Annotated in this window: 9 protein-coding genes; 5 read left to right on the top strand and 4 right to left on the bottom strand. The window is 51.1% G+C overall.

Going from position 1 to position 15,241, the window contains the following annotated elements:
• Positions 1 to 93: 93 nt before the first annotated feature.
• Positions 94 to 1,404 carry a replication-associated recombination protein A gene (locus FGL10_RS03200; protein ID WP_003710047.1) on the bottom strand — a complete coding sequence of 437 codons (1,311 nt, stop codon included), beginning with the start codon at positions 1,402 to 1,404 and terminating at the stop codon, positions 94 to 96.
• A 1,492-nt stretch (positions 1,405 to 2,896) separates the two neighbouring features.
• On the opposite strand from FGL10_RS03200, the gene FGL10_RS03220 reads away from it, so the two are divergent.
• From FGL10_RS03220 to FGL10_RS03240, 5 genes are all read left to right on the top strand, one after another.
• Positions 2,897 to 5,677, top strand: a complete 2,781-nt coding sequence (locus FGL10_RS03220) for an autotransporter outer membrane beta-barrel domain-containing protein (protein WP_138251473.1) — start codon at positions 2,897 to 2,899, stop codon at positions 5,675 to 5,677.
• A gap of 303 nt (positions 5,678 to 5,980) precedes the next feature.
• On the top strand, positions 5,981 to 6,352 hold the full coding sequence (locus FGL10_RS03225; RefSeq protein WP_003710052.1) for a hypothetical protein: 372 nt from the start codon (positions 5,981 to 5,983) through the stop codon (positions 6,350 to 6,352).
• 72 nt (positions 6,353 to 6,424) lie between these two features.
• The gene (thrC, locus tag FGL10_RS03230) at positions 6,425 to 7,834 is read left to right on the top strand and encodes a threonine synthase (protein WP_036470031.1); all 1,410 of its coding nucleotides are present in this window, start codon (positions 6,425 to 6,427) and stop codon (positions 7,832 to 7,834) included.
• 46 nt (positions 7,835 to 7,880) lie between these two features.
• Positions 7,881 to 8,675 carry a BUD32 family EKC/KEOPS complex subunit gene (locus tag FGL10_RS03235; protein ID WP_138251420.1) on the top strand — a complete coding sequence of 265 codons (795 nt, stop codon included), beginning with the start codon at positions 7,881 to 7,883 and terminating at the stop codon, positions 8,673 to 8,675.
• A 187-nt stretch (positions 8,676 to 8,862) separates the two neighbouring features.
• Entirely contained in the window at positions 8,863 to 9,639 is a 777-nt protein-coding gene (locus tag FGL10_RS03240; RefSeq protein ID WP_002213456.1) for a ferredoxin--NADP reductase, read from the top strand.
• Positions 9,640 to 10,300: 661 nt separating this feature from the next.
• On the opposite strand, the gene FGL10_RS03250 is transcribed toward FGL10_RS03240, so the two are convergent.
• Genes FGL10_RS03250 through FGL10_RS03260 form a run of 3 tightly spaced genes read right to left on the bottom strand, consistent with a single transcriptional unit; the run spans position 10,301 to position 15,241 of the window.
• Complete coding sequence (locus FGL10_RS03250; protein ID WP_036475069.1) at positions 10,301 to 12,781, bottom strand: heavy metal translocating P-type ATPase; 2,481 nt, start codon at positions 12,779 to 12,781, stop codon at positions 10,301 to 10,303.
• Positions 12,778 to 13,956 carry a GTPase HflX gene (hflX, locus tag FGL10_RS03255; RefSeq protein ID WP_036475071.1) on the bottom strand — a complete coding sequence of 393 codons (1,179 nt, stop codon included), beginning with the start codon at positions 13,954 to 13,956 and terminating at the stop codon, positions 12,778 to 12,780. Before hflX ends, FGL10_RS03250 begins: the two co-directional genes overlap by 4 nt.
• A 4-nt stretch (positions 13,957 to 13,960) precedes the next feature.
• Positions 13,961 to 15,241 carry a CAP domain-containing protein gene (locus FGL10_RS03260; protein ID WP_003708491.1) on the bottom strand — a complete coding sequence of 427 codons (1,281 nt, stop codon included), beginning with the start codon at positions 15,239 to 15,241 and terminating at the stop codon, positions 13,961 to 13,963.

Consider the following 15,241-nt stretch of genomic DNA (forward strand, 5'->3'; position numbering starts at 1 on the left):
ATTTATTGAAACGGATTATAACACCTGAAAAACCCGATACGCCTTTTCGGCGTACCGGCTTTGCCATACTGTTCTGCTTCAGACGGCATTGCTTCATTTTGCCTTTAATGCTTCTTCGTCCAACGATTTCAACCATTCCAGCTTTTCGCCGATTTTGATTTCCAGCCCGCGCGGGACGGGTTGGTAGAAATCGGGTTCGTCCAAGCCGTCGGGCATATAGCTTTCGCCGGCGGCGTAGGCGTTCGGTTCGTCGTGGGCGTAGCGGTATTCGCGTCCGTAGCCCAATTCCTTCATTAACTTGGTCGGGGCGTTGCGCAGGTGGACGGGCACTTCGTCGCTGGTGTTTTCTTTGACGAAGCGGCGCATTTGGTTGTATGCCTTGTAGCCCGCGTTGGATTTTGCGGCGGCGGCAAGATACAACACCGCTTGCGCCAAAGCGAGTTCGCCTTCGGGCGAGCCTAAGCGTTCAAAGGTGGCGGCGGCATCGTTGGCGATTTGAAAGGCACGCGGGTCGGCAAGCCCGATGTCTTCCCAAGCGATACGCACGATGCGGCGGGCGAGGTAGCGCGGGTCGGTGCCGCCGTCGAGCATACGGCAGAACCAATACAGCGCGGCGTTCGGATGCGAACCGCGCACGGATTTGTGCAGGGCGGAGATTTGGTTGTAGAAACTCTCGCCGCCTTTGTCGAAACGGCGGATTTGCGCCCCGAGACTGTCGGCGAGAAATTCGGTGGTTAAGTTTTTCAGACGGCGCGTGTCGACGGCGCGTAAAAGTTGTTCCAACAGATTCAACAACCTGCGCGCATCGCCGTCGGCGGTATTGACGAGCAGCTCCTGCGCGTCCGCTTCAATCGTGAAATTTCGGTATTCGGGCAACGCCGACACTTTGGCAATCAGCTTCTTGAGGCCGTCTGAAGACAAGGGCTGCAAAACATACACCTGCGCGCGGCTCAACAGCGCGGGATTCACTTCAAACGACGGATTTTCCGTCGTCGCACCGATAAAGGTCAGCAAACCGTTTTCCACATAAGGCAAAAACGCGTCCTGCTGCGCCTTGTTGAAGCGGTGGACTTCATCGACAAACAAAATCGTCGCGCGTCCCTGCTGCAAGGCGATTTCGGCTTTATCGATTGCCCCGCGTATATCCTTTACGCCGGAAAACACGGCGGAAACCGGCAGAAACTGGGCATTGAAACTCTGCGCCAAAATCCGCGCCAACGTCGTCTTGCCCACGCCCGGCGGCCCCCACAGCAACATAGAATGCGGCTTGCCGCCCTCCACCGCCACGCGCAAAGGTTTACCTTCGCCGATGAGGTGTTCCTGCCCCACCACGTCGTCAAGCGTATGCGGACGCAATCGTTCGGCAAGCGGCGCGTCGGGTTCTCGGACAAACAAATCGGTCATAACGGCTCCGTCAACAGGTTTTCAAACAATATGATTATACGGCAGGGAAAGGCGGCGTGCCGCATACGGATACCGCCCCGCCGTTTGCACTAAGCCGATATTAGGCGCATACTGAAAAAGACGAGAGACTTCACACAGATATATCCGGCACGGAGACAGATTCCGCACCGTCATAACAATACCCAAATCAGAGTTTCAATTAAACATTAAGGAGACTTTGATGAAACAAAATAGAAAATTCGCTTTATCTACCATTGCTTTGTTGATTCAATCGGCATTATGTTTTGAGGCGGAAGCCTATGAATATACTAATATCCAAGAGATGCAATGGGTGTCTTTATTTCCTGATCCGCAAAGAGACGATGATAGTCTTATAACCTTTAAAGATGAAAAAATCACTGTAAAAAACTACATTTTACCTTATTGGGAAAAAGGTAAAAACTTTAGAAAATTAGAACTCATTACCACTGGTAAAAATGATAATGGAAATTTAACGGTAAATGGAATTTACGGCATCCAATCTTTTGCAGACAAAGATCTAAAATACAAACCGGAGCTATTACTTAAAAGCAATAATGACATTCTATTTAAAAATAACCTCCAATCTGTTGACGTGAAGCCCTATTCCGGAAATATCCATTTGGATGCCAAAGGAAAAATTCAATTTGATTTGAATATTCCCGATGTTGATGGGGTACAAGATGCAGCCAGTGGAAAAAAAATACCGACAAACAATAGTGCCTTAGTGCGGTATGTCAACACTATCACCCCCCCCGATGAAAAAAATGACAAAGGCAGCATATCCTTTCATTCAAAAACAGGTAATTTGTTCAATATGAACGTTAACGTTCATAAAGACACACGCCATTACGGTATTCACAACCTCCGCAATACCGATGTTCATCTGACTGCCGAAGACGGCGATAATGTGATTGCGATTAAAGGGGAACTTGCCGACACTATGCCGACAGGAAATGTTGAGAGTACAAGTTTTTTAAGGGGTATTGAAACGGCTTTTAAATCCAATACCGTATTAACGGGGAATAACAATAAAATATCCATCACCACTGAGGGCGACGGCTTGGGATTGGGGGTAGAAGGTCTCGATTCAAAATCCCCCTATTCCGGACACACGACGGGCATTTTCGTCAATAATCAACCAAACAATACTACCGAACCTTCCCTTGACGGCATCAGCACCATCAAGCTCAAAGCGGTCAAGGGAAATAATGAAGTTGATTTAAATGTAAAAAACCACGCCTCCGTAAAAGGCATTATCGCGTCGCATTCTGCAAAAGCGACGCTCGAAGCCGAAGGGGATAATATTGTCCGGGTTAAAAATCCGGATACCGGTACGGCTTTAATCGATGCTTTGAAAAAACAATACCCCAATGCTTCGAAAGAACTATACAGGATAGGGGTTCAATCCACGACTGACAGCGATGTGGTTTTGGATGCGGCAAACAATATCGTTGAAGTAGGAGGCAATCCGATGAACCAAGAAGGGATTACCGCTCACGGAAATGCCACGATTACCCTCAAGGCGAAAGAAAACAATAAAATTACCGTGGAAAATGCCGCATACAGCAGCGACGGTATTTCGACTCTGATTAACAGAACGGGGGCAAGGCCCGGAACAAGGGATGACGGAAACAAAATCATACTGGAAGCCGGCGGCGATAATATTGTTACCATGAAATCCGGCGATGCGGATGCGGATTATGTAAACAAATCCAAAGTATTAACGGAGACACCATCTTATCAAAGCAAACGAGGTTCCAACGGCATCTTTTCCTATGGCGACAAATCGCTGGTCAAACTGGTTGGCGAGAATAATATCGTTAAGAGTGAAATCAGTGAAAAGTCTAAAGCATTAAATGGGGGATTTGACCATAACAGCATTTATTCTCGGAATAAGGCAAAAGTCGAATTGTCTGCGAAGAACGATAATATCGTACAAGGCGGAATAAGCGGTTTGCGTTCAAGCGACTCCTCAATCGTCCTCGAGGGTAAAAATAATGCGATTTCAAACCCGAAATATAATGTTTTTGCCTACAACAAGGCAAAGGTGGATTTGACTGCCGAAAATAAAAACACATTATCAGATGCGGAATTTGGCGTGTATGCCTACGGTGCAACAAGTACGGTCAATTTGTCTTCAAAAGATAAAAATGAGGTAAAAAGCACCCAAGTTGGGCTGTATTCTGAAGCCGGAGGTTCAATAAATGTAGATGGGAAGGATAATATTATTGAAAGCGACGCGGTTGCCTTAGTGGGAAAAGGTGGAAGTCAAAACATTCGGGCAAGCCGTACAAACCAGATTAGTTCAAAAAGCTTAGGAATTCATGCTAGCAATAGTGCAAAAATAGCCTTAACCGGCGCGAGCAATACAATTCGTGCGGGTCATCCCGCCATTTGGTCATTAGACAAAAGTGAAGTAAGCATAGACGGACGGATAACGATTCATTCCACCGTGGTAAACGTGGCAAATATTGCCGAGAATGACAGCCTGATTAATTTAAGGTACAAAGGCAACAGCAGTATTGATGGGGCAACTGTATCGGATGGCGGCAGTGTTTCCATTACGCCGTTAGATAATTCAGATGATAATGTTATGCGTTTGACTGGCGATGTCTTGGCGGTAAATAAGGGTAAAGTGGAATTAGACTTCACACCAAACAGCCGTTTAGCAGGACGTTTGGATAATTTTAGCGGCTTAACCGATTCCAAACATAAAGATTTATTTAAAAAATATGTTAATGAACTAGACAGCAAAAACGCAGGCACAATTAACCTTAATTTAGCCAAAGACGCATTATGGACGATGACAGGTCAAAGTTGGCTGGATAAATTGAGTGGCGAAGGTACGGTTGATTTTGACAGCAACAGCAAAACGAGCGGACGCGCCTTACATATCGGCGAATTGGCGGGTGCCAATAAATTCTTGATGCATCTGAATAAAGACGGCATTCACAGCGATATGCTCTATGTGAAAAAAGGAACGTCTACTCCGCAAGAAGTCGTCGTCAAAAATCTGTCCGAAGTGCTCGACAGTATGAATTACGGCGAACGTTTGCGTTTCGCTACGGTAACAGACTCAAAAAATGAATTTGTGAACGGTAAGAAATATATTGATGATACACATCTTTTAGAGCAGGCTTTAACGGTTGAATATTCTGACCATAAAACTGACCCAAGCAATAACGAAGATTACAATCGCAGATTTAATGGTGAAACAATGACTGCTGAAAAAGCAGGTAACACAGATGTGGATGCGATGTATGGTAGCGAGCATAGAAAAAATGTCTATTTAGTCAAACAAACTACGGGCAATCCCGGTCGAAATGTCAAAAATATCAATGATATGTTCGACTCAACCGCACATTATGCGTTCACTTTGGATACTTATACCAAACGCGAAGGGGAGCGGGCTTTTTCAACGTTGGATAAAAAAGAAGGCGATTGGATAAGGCTGACGCATACCCGTTTGATTCAATCCAATGCGTTTAGGTTTCATAACAACGATTTTGAAATCGGATATGACCGCTTCAGCCTCAACGAGCAGGAGAAAAAACGTAAATGGGGCATAAGTTTCGACTACGGCCACGGCAGGACATCATTATGGAATACGTTTGGCAAGGGCAAAATCAGGAAATATGAATTGGCTCTGTACAATACTACCCAATACATAGATAAAGAAGGAGACGAAACAGGGTATATCGACAATGTATTAAAAATAGGAAAACTGCGTAACCGTGTGATTGCACGAAATCATATGGGGCAATTATGGGGCGAGGGAAAATATAGCAACACCCTATTCTCTATCAGTACCGAATACGGCCGCCGTAAATTTTTGGATGACGATAAATTGTGGCGGATTACACCGCAAGTACAGTTGCAATATTCCTATTTGAGAGGTGCGGGCTACCGGCTCGACAATGGTATAAATGTCAACTTAAGCCACGTAAACAGCCTGATAGGCCGTTTGGGTTTGGATGTCGTGAGAAAATTTGACGAAGGCAAAAAACTTTTCTATATCAAAGGCAATATCCTTCATGAATTTTTGGGCAGCCGTTCCTTTAAGGCATTTGAAGGCAACAGCAATTATGCTCAAAAATGGAATACGAGGGGGACTTGGTATTCCGCCGGATTGGGCTACAATGCGCGGACAGGCAAAAAAACGAATGTCTTTGCCGATGCGGAAAAAGAGTTTTCCGGCGGGAAAAAAGGATCGTACAACATCCGCTTATCTATTTCCCATCAGTTTGACTGAATGATTGAAACCTTATCGCAACAATAGGTTAAATCCATTCAAGTCTCTAGGATAAACCACAATGAAATGCCGTCTGAACCGCTTTCAGACGGCATTTTCGCAAACAGGCAAAATGACGGCGGCGGGATTTTTTATTTTCCCGATTGAAGTATAATGTCGCCGGATTCAACCGGATATTCAAACGGTTTGCTCCAACACTCGGAACGGCGCATAAAACGCCGCCCTGCGCGTTATCCCGAACGGGGCGGCTAATCAGATCCTATCGCCATAAAACGGCGGGGTTTCAACCGAAAAGGAATTAAGATGAATAACACCTTGTCTATTTTGCCGATGGCAATCTTACTCGGCGGCTGCGCCGTCGGCGGCGGCAACACATTCGGCAGCTTAGACGGCGGCACGGGTATGGGCGGCAGCATCGTCAAAATGGCGGTCGGGAGCCAATGCCGTGCGGAATTGGACAAACGCAGCGAATGGCGTTTGACCGCGCTGGCGATGAGTGCCGAAAAACAGGCGGAGTGGGAAAACAAGATTTGCGGCTGCGCTACCGAAGAAGCACCCAACCAGCTGACCGGCAACGATGTGATGCAGATGCTGAACCAGTCCACGCGAAATCAGGCAATTACCGCCGTTACCGCCAAAACGGTTTCCGCCTGCTTCAAACGCCTGTACCGCTAACCTTCTTCAGACGGCATGAGGTAGATGCCGTCTGAAGCCGTTTTCCTGCAATTTCGACAGACGAGAAAAATCATGAAATATATCAGCACGCGCGGCGAAACCGCACACAAACCGTTCAGCGAAGTTTTATTGATGGGGCTTGCACCCGACGGCGGTCTGATGCTGCCGGAACATTATCCGCAAATCGGGCGCGAAACCTTGGACAAATGGCGCGGTTTGTCTTATCCCGAATTGGCGTTTGAAATTATGCGCCTGTTCGTTACGGATATTCCGGAGGACGATTTGCGCGATATTCTGAACCGTACTTACACGGAAGCGGCGTTCGGTACTAAGGAAATCACCCCCGTCCGCACGCTTTCAGACGGCATCAAAATCCAAGCCTTGTCCAACGGCCCGACGCTGGCGTTCAAAGATATGGCAATGCAATTTTTGGGCAATGCGTTTGAATATGTTTTAAACAAAGAAGGCAAAAAACTCAATATCTTGGGCGCGACCAGCGGTGATACGGGTTCGGCTGCGGAATATGCCTTGCGCGGCAAAAAGGGCGTAAACGTATTTATGCTGTCGCCCGATGGCAAAATGAGCGCGTTCCAACGTGCGCAGATGTACAGCCTGCAAGATGGGAATATCCACAATATCGCCGTGAAGGGGATGTTTGACGACTGTCAGGATATTGTGAAGGCGGTGCAGAACGATGCCGCGTTCAAGGAAAAATACCACATCGGTACGGTCAATTCGATCAACTGGGGACGCATCGTCGCACAAGTGGTTTATTACTTTGCGGGCTATTTCAAAGCGACACAAAGCAATGACGAGCAAGTCAGCTTCTGCGTGCCGAGCGGCAACTTCGGCAACGTTTGCGCGGGACACATCGCCAAACAGATGGGTTTGCCTATCCGCCGCCTGATTGTCGCGACCAATGAAAACGATGTGTTGGACGAGTTTTTCAAAACCGGTGCATACCGCCCGCGCAACAGCGCGCATACTTATGTTACCTCCAGCCCGTCGATGGACATTTCCAAAGCGTCCAACTTCGAGCGTTTCGTGTTCGACCTGATGGATCGCGATCCTCAGGAAATCAATACGCTTTGGGCGGAAGTAGCTGCAGGCAAAGGCTTTGACCTGCGGTTTGCCTTGGACAAAGTCGGCGGCAAATACGGCTTTACTTCCGGCAAATCCACCCACGCTGACCGCCTTGCCACCATCAAACAGGTTTACGAGCAAAACCAAGAACTCATCGACCCGCATACTGCCGACGGCGTAAAAGTCGCCCGCGAAGTGCGCGAAGAAGGGGAAACGGTGGTTTGTTTGGAAACCGCGTTGGCTGCGAAATTCGATGCGACCATACGCGAAGCCGTCGGCGATGTCGCCATTCCGCGCCCCGCCGCGCTGGAAGGTTTGGAAAAATTGCCGCAGCGCGTGCAAACCGTGCCGAACAGTGCGGATGCGGTAAAAGGCATCATCGAACAAACCCTTGCCTGATGTTCCGTATGGGCGGCATTCCGTCCGAGCTTAAGATTGAAAGAAAATGACCTTACCTATGCAGGAAACCCGTTTTTCCATACTGTTGGACGAATTGGCGGCAAAACAGGAAGCAGCCATCGCCCCCCACCTGCTTGCCGACGGAACAAAGGTATGGGTACGCAAAGCAGGCAGGCACAATGCGCGGTGGCGTTACGCGCTGCTCGGTATGGTTGCCCGATATTTGAAACTGGGGGTGTTGAAGCCGGTTCCCAGCCTCGGCGGCGAGCCTGCCATTGCAACCGAGTCGAAACGCCTGTACGAATTGCGCTCGGCGGGGATAGCCGTTCCCGAATTGCTCGCCGTCCGGAAAAATGCCCTTATGTTCGGCAATTTGGAAGGCATCCCGCTCGATACGCAAATCCGCCAAGAAGCCGAGGCCGGAAAGGCGGACGCTTGGCTTGCCGGTTTGGAAGCCATTACACGCGTGCATAAAAAACAGCAGTTCCTCAGTCAGGCGTTTGCGCGGAATATGATGTCGGACGGAAAAAACATCAGCTTTTTGGATTTTGAAGACGACCCTTCCGAAGTCCTGACCCACGCGCAATGCCAAGCCCGCGATTGGCTCTGCTACATCCATTCGACCGCGCTGATATTGAAAAACGGCGGACTGCTGGAAGCGGCTGCGGAAAAATGGGGCGGCGTATTGTCAGATCAGCCTGCCGAAATACAAAAGCTGATTGCCGCCACCGTCAAACCGATCCTCCCGATACGCAGGCTGGTACACCCCCGCTGGGGACGGGACACGCTCAGGCTGGCAGCCTCGATTTCCCTGATTTCCCTTGCCGATATGCCGCCGTAAGCCGCCGCCCGCCCAGCGATGCCGTCTGAAGCCCTTCAGACGGCATATAACCAACGCGCATCAAGCATTGTCGCAACCATCCGTTTCGTTTAGAATTTTGGCTTTATCCCGAATCGGGCAGACATTTTCACTCTGCCGCACGTCCCGAACAAGCACTATCCATTTCTTTTACTGACAGGAAACCCAAATGGCAGCATTCAATACCCAAAAAGTATTGTCCGTACACCACTGGACAGACGCATATTTTACCTTTACCTGCACCCGCGACGAATCGTTGCGCTTTGAAAACGGCCAATTCGTTATGGTCGGGCTGATGGTGGACGGCAAGCCGCTGATGCGCGCATACAGCGTCGCCTCCGCCAACTGGGAAGAACACCTCGAATTTTTCAGCATTAAAGTCCAAGACGGCCCTCTGACCAGCCGCCTGCAACACCTCAAAGTCGGCGACGACGTGTTAATCAGCAAAAAACCGACCGGAACTCTGGTTGCCGGCGACCTGAATCCGGGCAAACACCTTTACCTGTTGAGCACCGGTACCGGCATCGCCCCTTTCTTGAGCATCACCAAAGACCCCGAAATTTACGAGCAATTTGAAAAAATCATCCTCGTACACGGCGTGCGCTATAAAAAAGATTTGGCGTACTACGACCGCTTTACCAAAGAATTGCCCGAACACGAATACCTCGGCGACTTGGTTAAAGAAAAACTGATTTACTATCCGATTGTTTCCCGCGAAGAATTTGAACACCACGGCCGCCTGACCGACCTGATGGTAAGCGGCAAATTGTTTGAAGACATCGGCCTGCCCAAAATCAATCCTCAAGACGACCGCGCGATGCTGTGCGGCAGCCCCGCGATGCTGAAAGACACCTGCAAAGTTCTAGACGATTTCGGTCTGACCGTCTCTCCGAAAACAGGCGTACGCGGCGATTACCTGATTGAGCGTGCGTTTGTGGATCAATAAGCTGCTTGAAAATACCGTCTGAACGGTATCAGCGATAAAAAACCCGAATCCTGCCAATCAGGATTCGGGTTTTTTATAGCGGGTAAAAATTAGAAATGCACATTTCCGTCATTCACACGCAGACGGAAATCCAGACCTATCCGTTTCATTAGTATTTGAAAATAAAAAAAAACCAAGCATATGGATTCCCCCCTACGCGAGACTGATGACGGTGTTCTGCAGTAGCCAAAGCAGAAAAACATCCTTATTGTCATTTCATCGTGATATAACAATAAGGATGTTAAAAATTAGTTATCATTATATGCATGATATATAAGAAAAATTGTCCCAATAAGAAATGTTATGCAGAAAATAAAATGAAAAGGATGGTTTTCATTGAAAATGGTTGTTCTGCCACCATCATACACAGAGCCGGTATTTGGGAAAAAAATAATCCATATTGACATAATTATTCCATTTATCGCATAAATCCACTTTTTAATTTTTTTCCACATTAATATAATCTCTTATTTAATAAAATCAAAATCAAATACCTAGCAATTCGATCTCAAATTTTAAACGCCAACGTGTTTGAGCGGTAACAATGCATACTTTAAGTTTACGATCCTTCATCGTCTCATTTTTGTTTTAATCGACTATACATCTGAAGCAACGCCGTCCGTCATTGTTCGGACGGTATTTTTTCAGACGGCATTTTCCCCCGTTTGTGAAGGCGCAAGGCATTGCCCAAAACCGCCAGCGAACTGAAGCTCATACCCAGTGCGGCTATCCACGGTTGGACATAGCCCAAAACGGCAAGCGGTACGGCGATGATGTTGTACGCGCCCGCCCATATCAGGTTTTGCCGGATGATATGGCGGGTACGCCGCGCCTGATCGAGCAGGTGGGCGACGGTACGCAAATCTTCGTTCAATAACACAATGTCCGCGCCGTCCCTCGCAATATCCGTCCCGCCGGCTGCGGCGGCAGATACGTCTGCCTGCGCCAAAACGGGCGCGTCGTTGATGCCGTCGCCTATCATCAGCACTTTTTTCCCTTCTTTTTGTAAGGCTTTGACGTATTCCAGCTTGTCTTCCGGCATTGCTTGGGCACGGTAGTGCGCGATACCTAGGGCGCGTGCAGTTTCGGCAACGGCGGTCTCGCGGTCGCCGCTGAGGATGTGCAGGGTCAGGTTTTTGCCTGCCAACTGCCGCACCGCCTCCGCCGCGCTGTCTTTCAAGGGGTCGGTCAGGTAGAACACGGCTTGGAAACCGCTTTGACTGCCGAGGTAAACCGCGCTGCCGCTTTCCGAAGCCTGTCCGTCTTGCGGAGGTTTGCCGGCGATTTCGGCGACATAATCCGCCCTGCCCAACGCCCAAACTTGTGTTTCGCCGTTGACGGTCAGTTGCGCGCCCACGCCTTCCCCGATGCGGTTGAGGCGTTGTTTGACGGCAATGTCGGGAACGCTGCCGCCTGAAACACGGCAGTTGAGGATGGCGCGGGCAAGGGGGTGTTCGGAGTGTTGTTCCAAAGCCTGTGCCACGGCAAGGGCAAAGGCTTTATCCGTGCCGCCCAACAAGGAGATACCGCTGACGGCGGGATTGCCCCGGGTCAGCGTGCCGGTTTTGTCGAAAATAATGTCGGTGGTTTGGGCGAGGGTTTCAATTGCCTGCTTTCCGCCGATTAAAATACCTTCGCGCGCCAGCGTACCGGTAGAAGCTGCCAGCGCGGTCGGCGTGGCAAGCGATAAGGCGCACGGACAGGTAATGACAAGCAGGGCAACGGTAATCCAAAGCGCGGTATGCGCGTCGGCGTACAGCGTCCAGCCGATGAAGACGGGGACGGCAAGCAGGAGTTCGCCGAATATAAAAGACGAGGCGTATTGTTCCGCCAACTCGGCAGTGCGCGGTTTTTGTGCCAAGGCGCGGTCGAGCAGGCGGACGATGTGCGACAGGCGCGTACCGCCGCCGGTACGGTCGGTGCGTATAATCAGGGGGCTTTGCGTGTTGAGTGTGCCGGCGGTGACTTTTTCAGACGGCATTTTGGAGACGGGCAGGCTCTCGCCGGTCAGCATAGATTCGTCAACCGTGCTTGCGCCTTCCAGCACCGTGCCGTCAACGGGGATGGTTTCGCCGGGTTTGACCAGCACTACATCGCCTGCTTGGAGCTTGACGACGGCGGCTTCGCGGACATCCTGTACGGCAGGATAGCCGGGCATCCGGTGGCAGAAGGCGGGTATCAGTTTCACCAGCCTTTCGGCGGCATCGCCTGCCTTGCGGCGGGCAATGTGTTCCATAAAGCGTCCGCCCAGCAGGAAAAACAGCAGCATGGCGATGGATTCAAAATACATCCCCTGCCCTGCGTTGGTAGCGAGGCTGTAAATGCCGGCGGCAAAGGTCATAATGATGGCGGCGGCAATCGGCGTGTCCATACCGGCGCGGCGGTTTTTCAGGTCGCGCAATGCGCCTTGATAAAATGGGACGGCGCAATAGAATACGACGGGCAACACCATTAAAAAACCGCCCCAATGGAGGATTTTCAAAAAATCGGGTTCGATGTCGCCGCCGTAAAGGTAGGTCGGCAGCGCGAACATCATCGTCTGCATCATCCCCAGTCCGGCAACGGCGAGGCGGACGATGTATTGTTTGCGTTCTTTTTGGTTGGCTGCTTCAATTTTTTGCGCGTCATAGGGTGCGGCGGTGTAGCCTGTCTGCCGGATTTTCAACAGAATGTCGGAAAGGCGGATTTTTTTGTCGTCCCAGACGACGCGGCAGCGGTGCGTGCTGTAATTCAAATCGATGCGGACGATGCCGTCCGTACGCAGCAGGCGTTGCTCGATGAGCCAGACGCAGGCGGCGCAGGTGATGCCGCCCAGCATTAAAACCGCCTCGCGCGTGCCGCCGTGGGTTTCCACAAAGTCGGATTGGACTTCGGGCAAATCGTAGAGCCGGATTTGGTCGAGGATTTCTTGGGGCGGCAGCTCGGTTTTTTGCGCGTCGGCGGTGCGTTGTTTGTAATAACTGCCCAAGCCCGCGTCAATAATGCTTTGCGCCACCAGCTGACAGCCGGCGCAGCAGGTTTCGCGGTCTTCGTTTTCGTAACGGACGGTCAGATGCAGGTTTTCGGGAACGTCCAGTCCGCAGTGGAAACAGGTTTTTTTCATAGTGTTTCGGTTTCGTCTGTATTTGGTGCGGCGGCACAATACTCGGCAATGGCTTCGCGCAATGCGCCGATGCCGGTATTTTCCGCAGCGGAAAGGTAAACGGCGGTGATTTTACCCGTGCTGTCGCGTTTAATGCCGCTCTGCCGGGCTTTAGACGGCATCAGGTCGGTTTTGTTGTACACCCTGATACACGGGATGCGGTCGGCCTTGATTTCCTTGAGGACGCTTTCTACATCTTCAATTTGCTGTTCTTTACCAGGGGCGGCGGCATCGACGACGTGCAGCAGCACATCGGCTTGCGCGGTTTCTTCCAAGGTAGCAGAAAAGGCAGAAATCAGTTTGTGCGGCAGATTGCTGACAAAGCCCACGGTATCGGTCAGGATGATGCTGCATTCCGGATGGATATAAAGCCGCCGCGCCGTCGTGTCGAGTGTGGCAAACAACTGGTTTTCGGCATACGCGCCCGCCTTGGTCAGGCGGTTGAACAACGTGGATTTGCCTGCATTGGTATAACCAGCTAATGCGAAAGTTTTGATTCCGCCCGACTCGCGCGGTTTGCGGCGGAGCGCGCGTTGTTTTTTAAGGTTGGCAAGCTGTTTTTTCAAGGCGTTGATCCTATGGGCGATCAATCGGCGGTCGGTTTCCAGTTTGGTTTCGCCGGGGCCTTTCATACCGATGCCGCCGCGCTGGCTTTGCAGGTGTCCGTAACCGCGTATCAAGCGTCCCGCCAAATGGCTCAATTGCGCCAACTCGACTTGCAGCCTGCCTTCCTGTGTTCGGGCGCGGCGGGCAAAAATCGCCAAAATCAGCCCTACCCTGTCCAACACGCGGCATTGGAGGATTTTTTCCAAATTGCGCTCCTGCGTGGGCGTGAGTTCGTGGTTGAATACGACCAAATCGATGCCGTCTGCGGCAACTGCTTCCGACAGCTCCGCCGCCTTGCCCGTGCCGACAAACAGCGCGGTGTGCGGGCGGTCGCGTTTGGCGGTTTTCACAAGGACGGGATCGCCGCCCGCCGCTTTGACCAGCTCGATGGCTTCCGCCAATGCCGTCTGAAACCCGCCCAAACGGGCGGCACTGCTGCCTGCTCCTTCCTGATCCAACATCACGCCCACCAACATAACGCGTTCCGGTTGCGCCTGTGCGGCAATGTTCTGTCCTGTTTTGCCCGACATACTGTCAATCCTGTAAATAAAGAGTTACGCCGCGTCCCTGGCTGTCTTCCGGGGCAAGCGTGATGCGGCTGCCCACCATTCCGCCGACGCTGAAGACGATGCCGCCCGCCTCGTGCCTGCCTATGGACAGGCGGCTGCCGGGCCGCTGCCGGTAGGTATAACGGGTACATGCTTCCAGACACCAGCGTCCGCGCCAATGGATGAAATATTTTTCGCCTTTTCTGACGGCAAGCGTCTCGCCGCCGTTTACCTCAAAATAAGGGTAATCGGGTTTTCGGGTTCTAAACTGCCATTTCGCCTGCGCGCGCCGTCCGTTGCGGACATAGTCGAATACTGCCGTATAGAGCGTGCCGTATTCCAAAGGTTTGAGCGGGAAAAGCGCGAATTGGTACGCCGTCAGCCTGCCGTTGGGGTCGTTGCCGGCGGTTAAAATTTTGACGGGACGGATTTCGTTTTTACCCCGATACAGCTTAAAACCTTTCATCACGATTTTGCCTGCCGCCTCGGAAAAATCAATGCTGGCAGGATTGCCCGTCATTTCATATCCCGGCACGGGGTCGGGACGCTCCCCGTAAAAATAAGGCAGTGCGCCGCTGCCGGCCGGATAGGCGGTATAAAGCCATTCCGTTGCGGGCGTAACTTCGTCGGCATAAACGACCGCACCGTTATGGCAGGCGTTGCGGTAATATTTCCGTCCTGCTTCCGGCTGCCGCCTTCCCCGGGCACAGGCGCGCTCGAAGCTGCCGTTGCCCTGATTGAATACGAGAACGGTTTTACTGTTTTCCCTGACAAATGCCGCTCCTGCCTCATCCGTATGCCGGTCAAGCAGCGAAAGGCGGTGGTAGATTGCGCTCATCAAAGCGTCCACTTGGCGTTGCTGCGTGCGGATATCGCTGTCGGACGATTCGGCGGCTTCCTCTTCCGTGCTGATGTTTTCATGTACGCCGTTGTAAAGATAACCGGCAAGGTGTGTGCGTTCGGTCAGCTTTTGTGCGGTATAATGAGGATTTTCGGCATGATATTCTCCGTGTCCGTCTTCGGGATTAAGCGTGAGATAGCGTGCGTGCCTGCGGGCGGAATTTTCCAAAACCGGCGCGTGTGCCAGCGCGTGCAAACCGATTTGGGCGCGGATAAGGTTGAGGTAGTGCAACGCATCGCCCTGCCCCCTGATTTGCGGTGCGGACGGATAGACAAGTTCGCCCGCCGGCAGGGATTGGTTTCGGATATGGTAGAAAACGCCTGCCGCCAAGCCCAACAGGAGCAGCCAAATAGAAAGGGATTTCAT

It is taken from the genome of Neisseria lactamica (assembly GCF_901482445.1).
In the GTDB taxonomy this organism is placed as follows: Bacteria; Pseudomonadota; Gammaproteobacteria; order Burkholderiales; family Neisseriaceae; genus Neisseria; species Neisseria lactamica.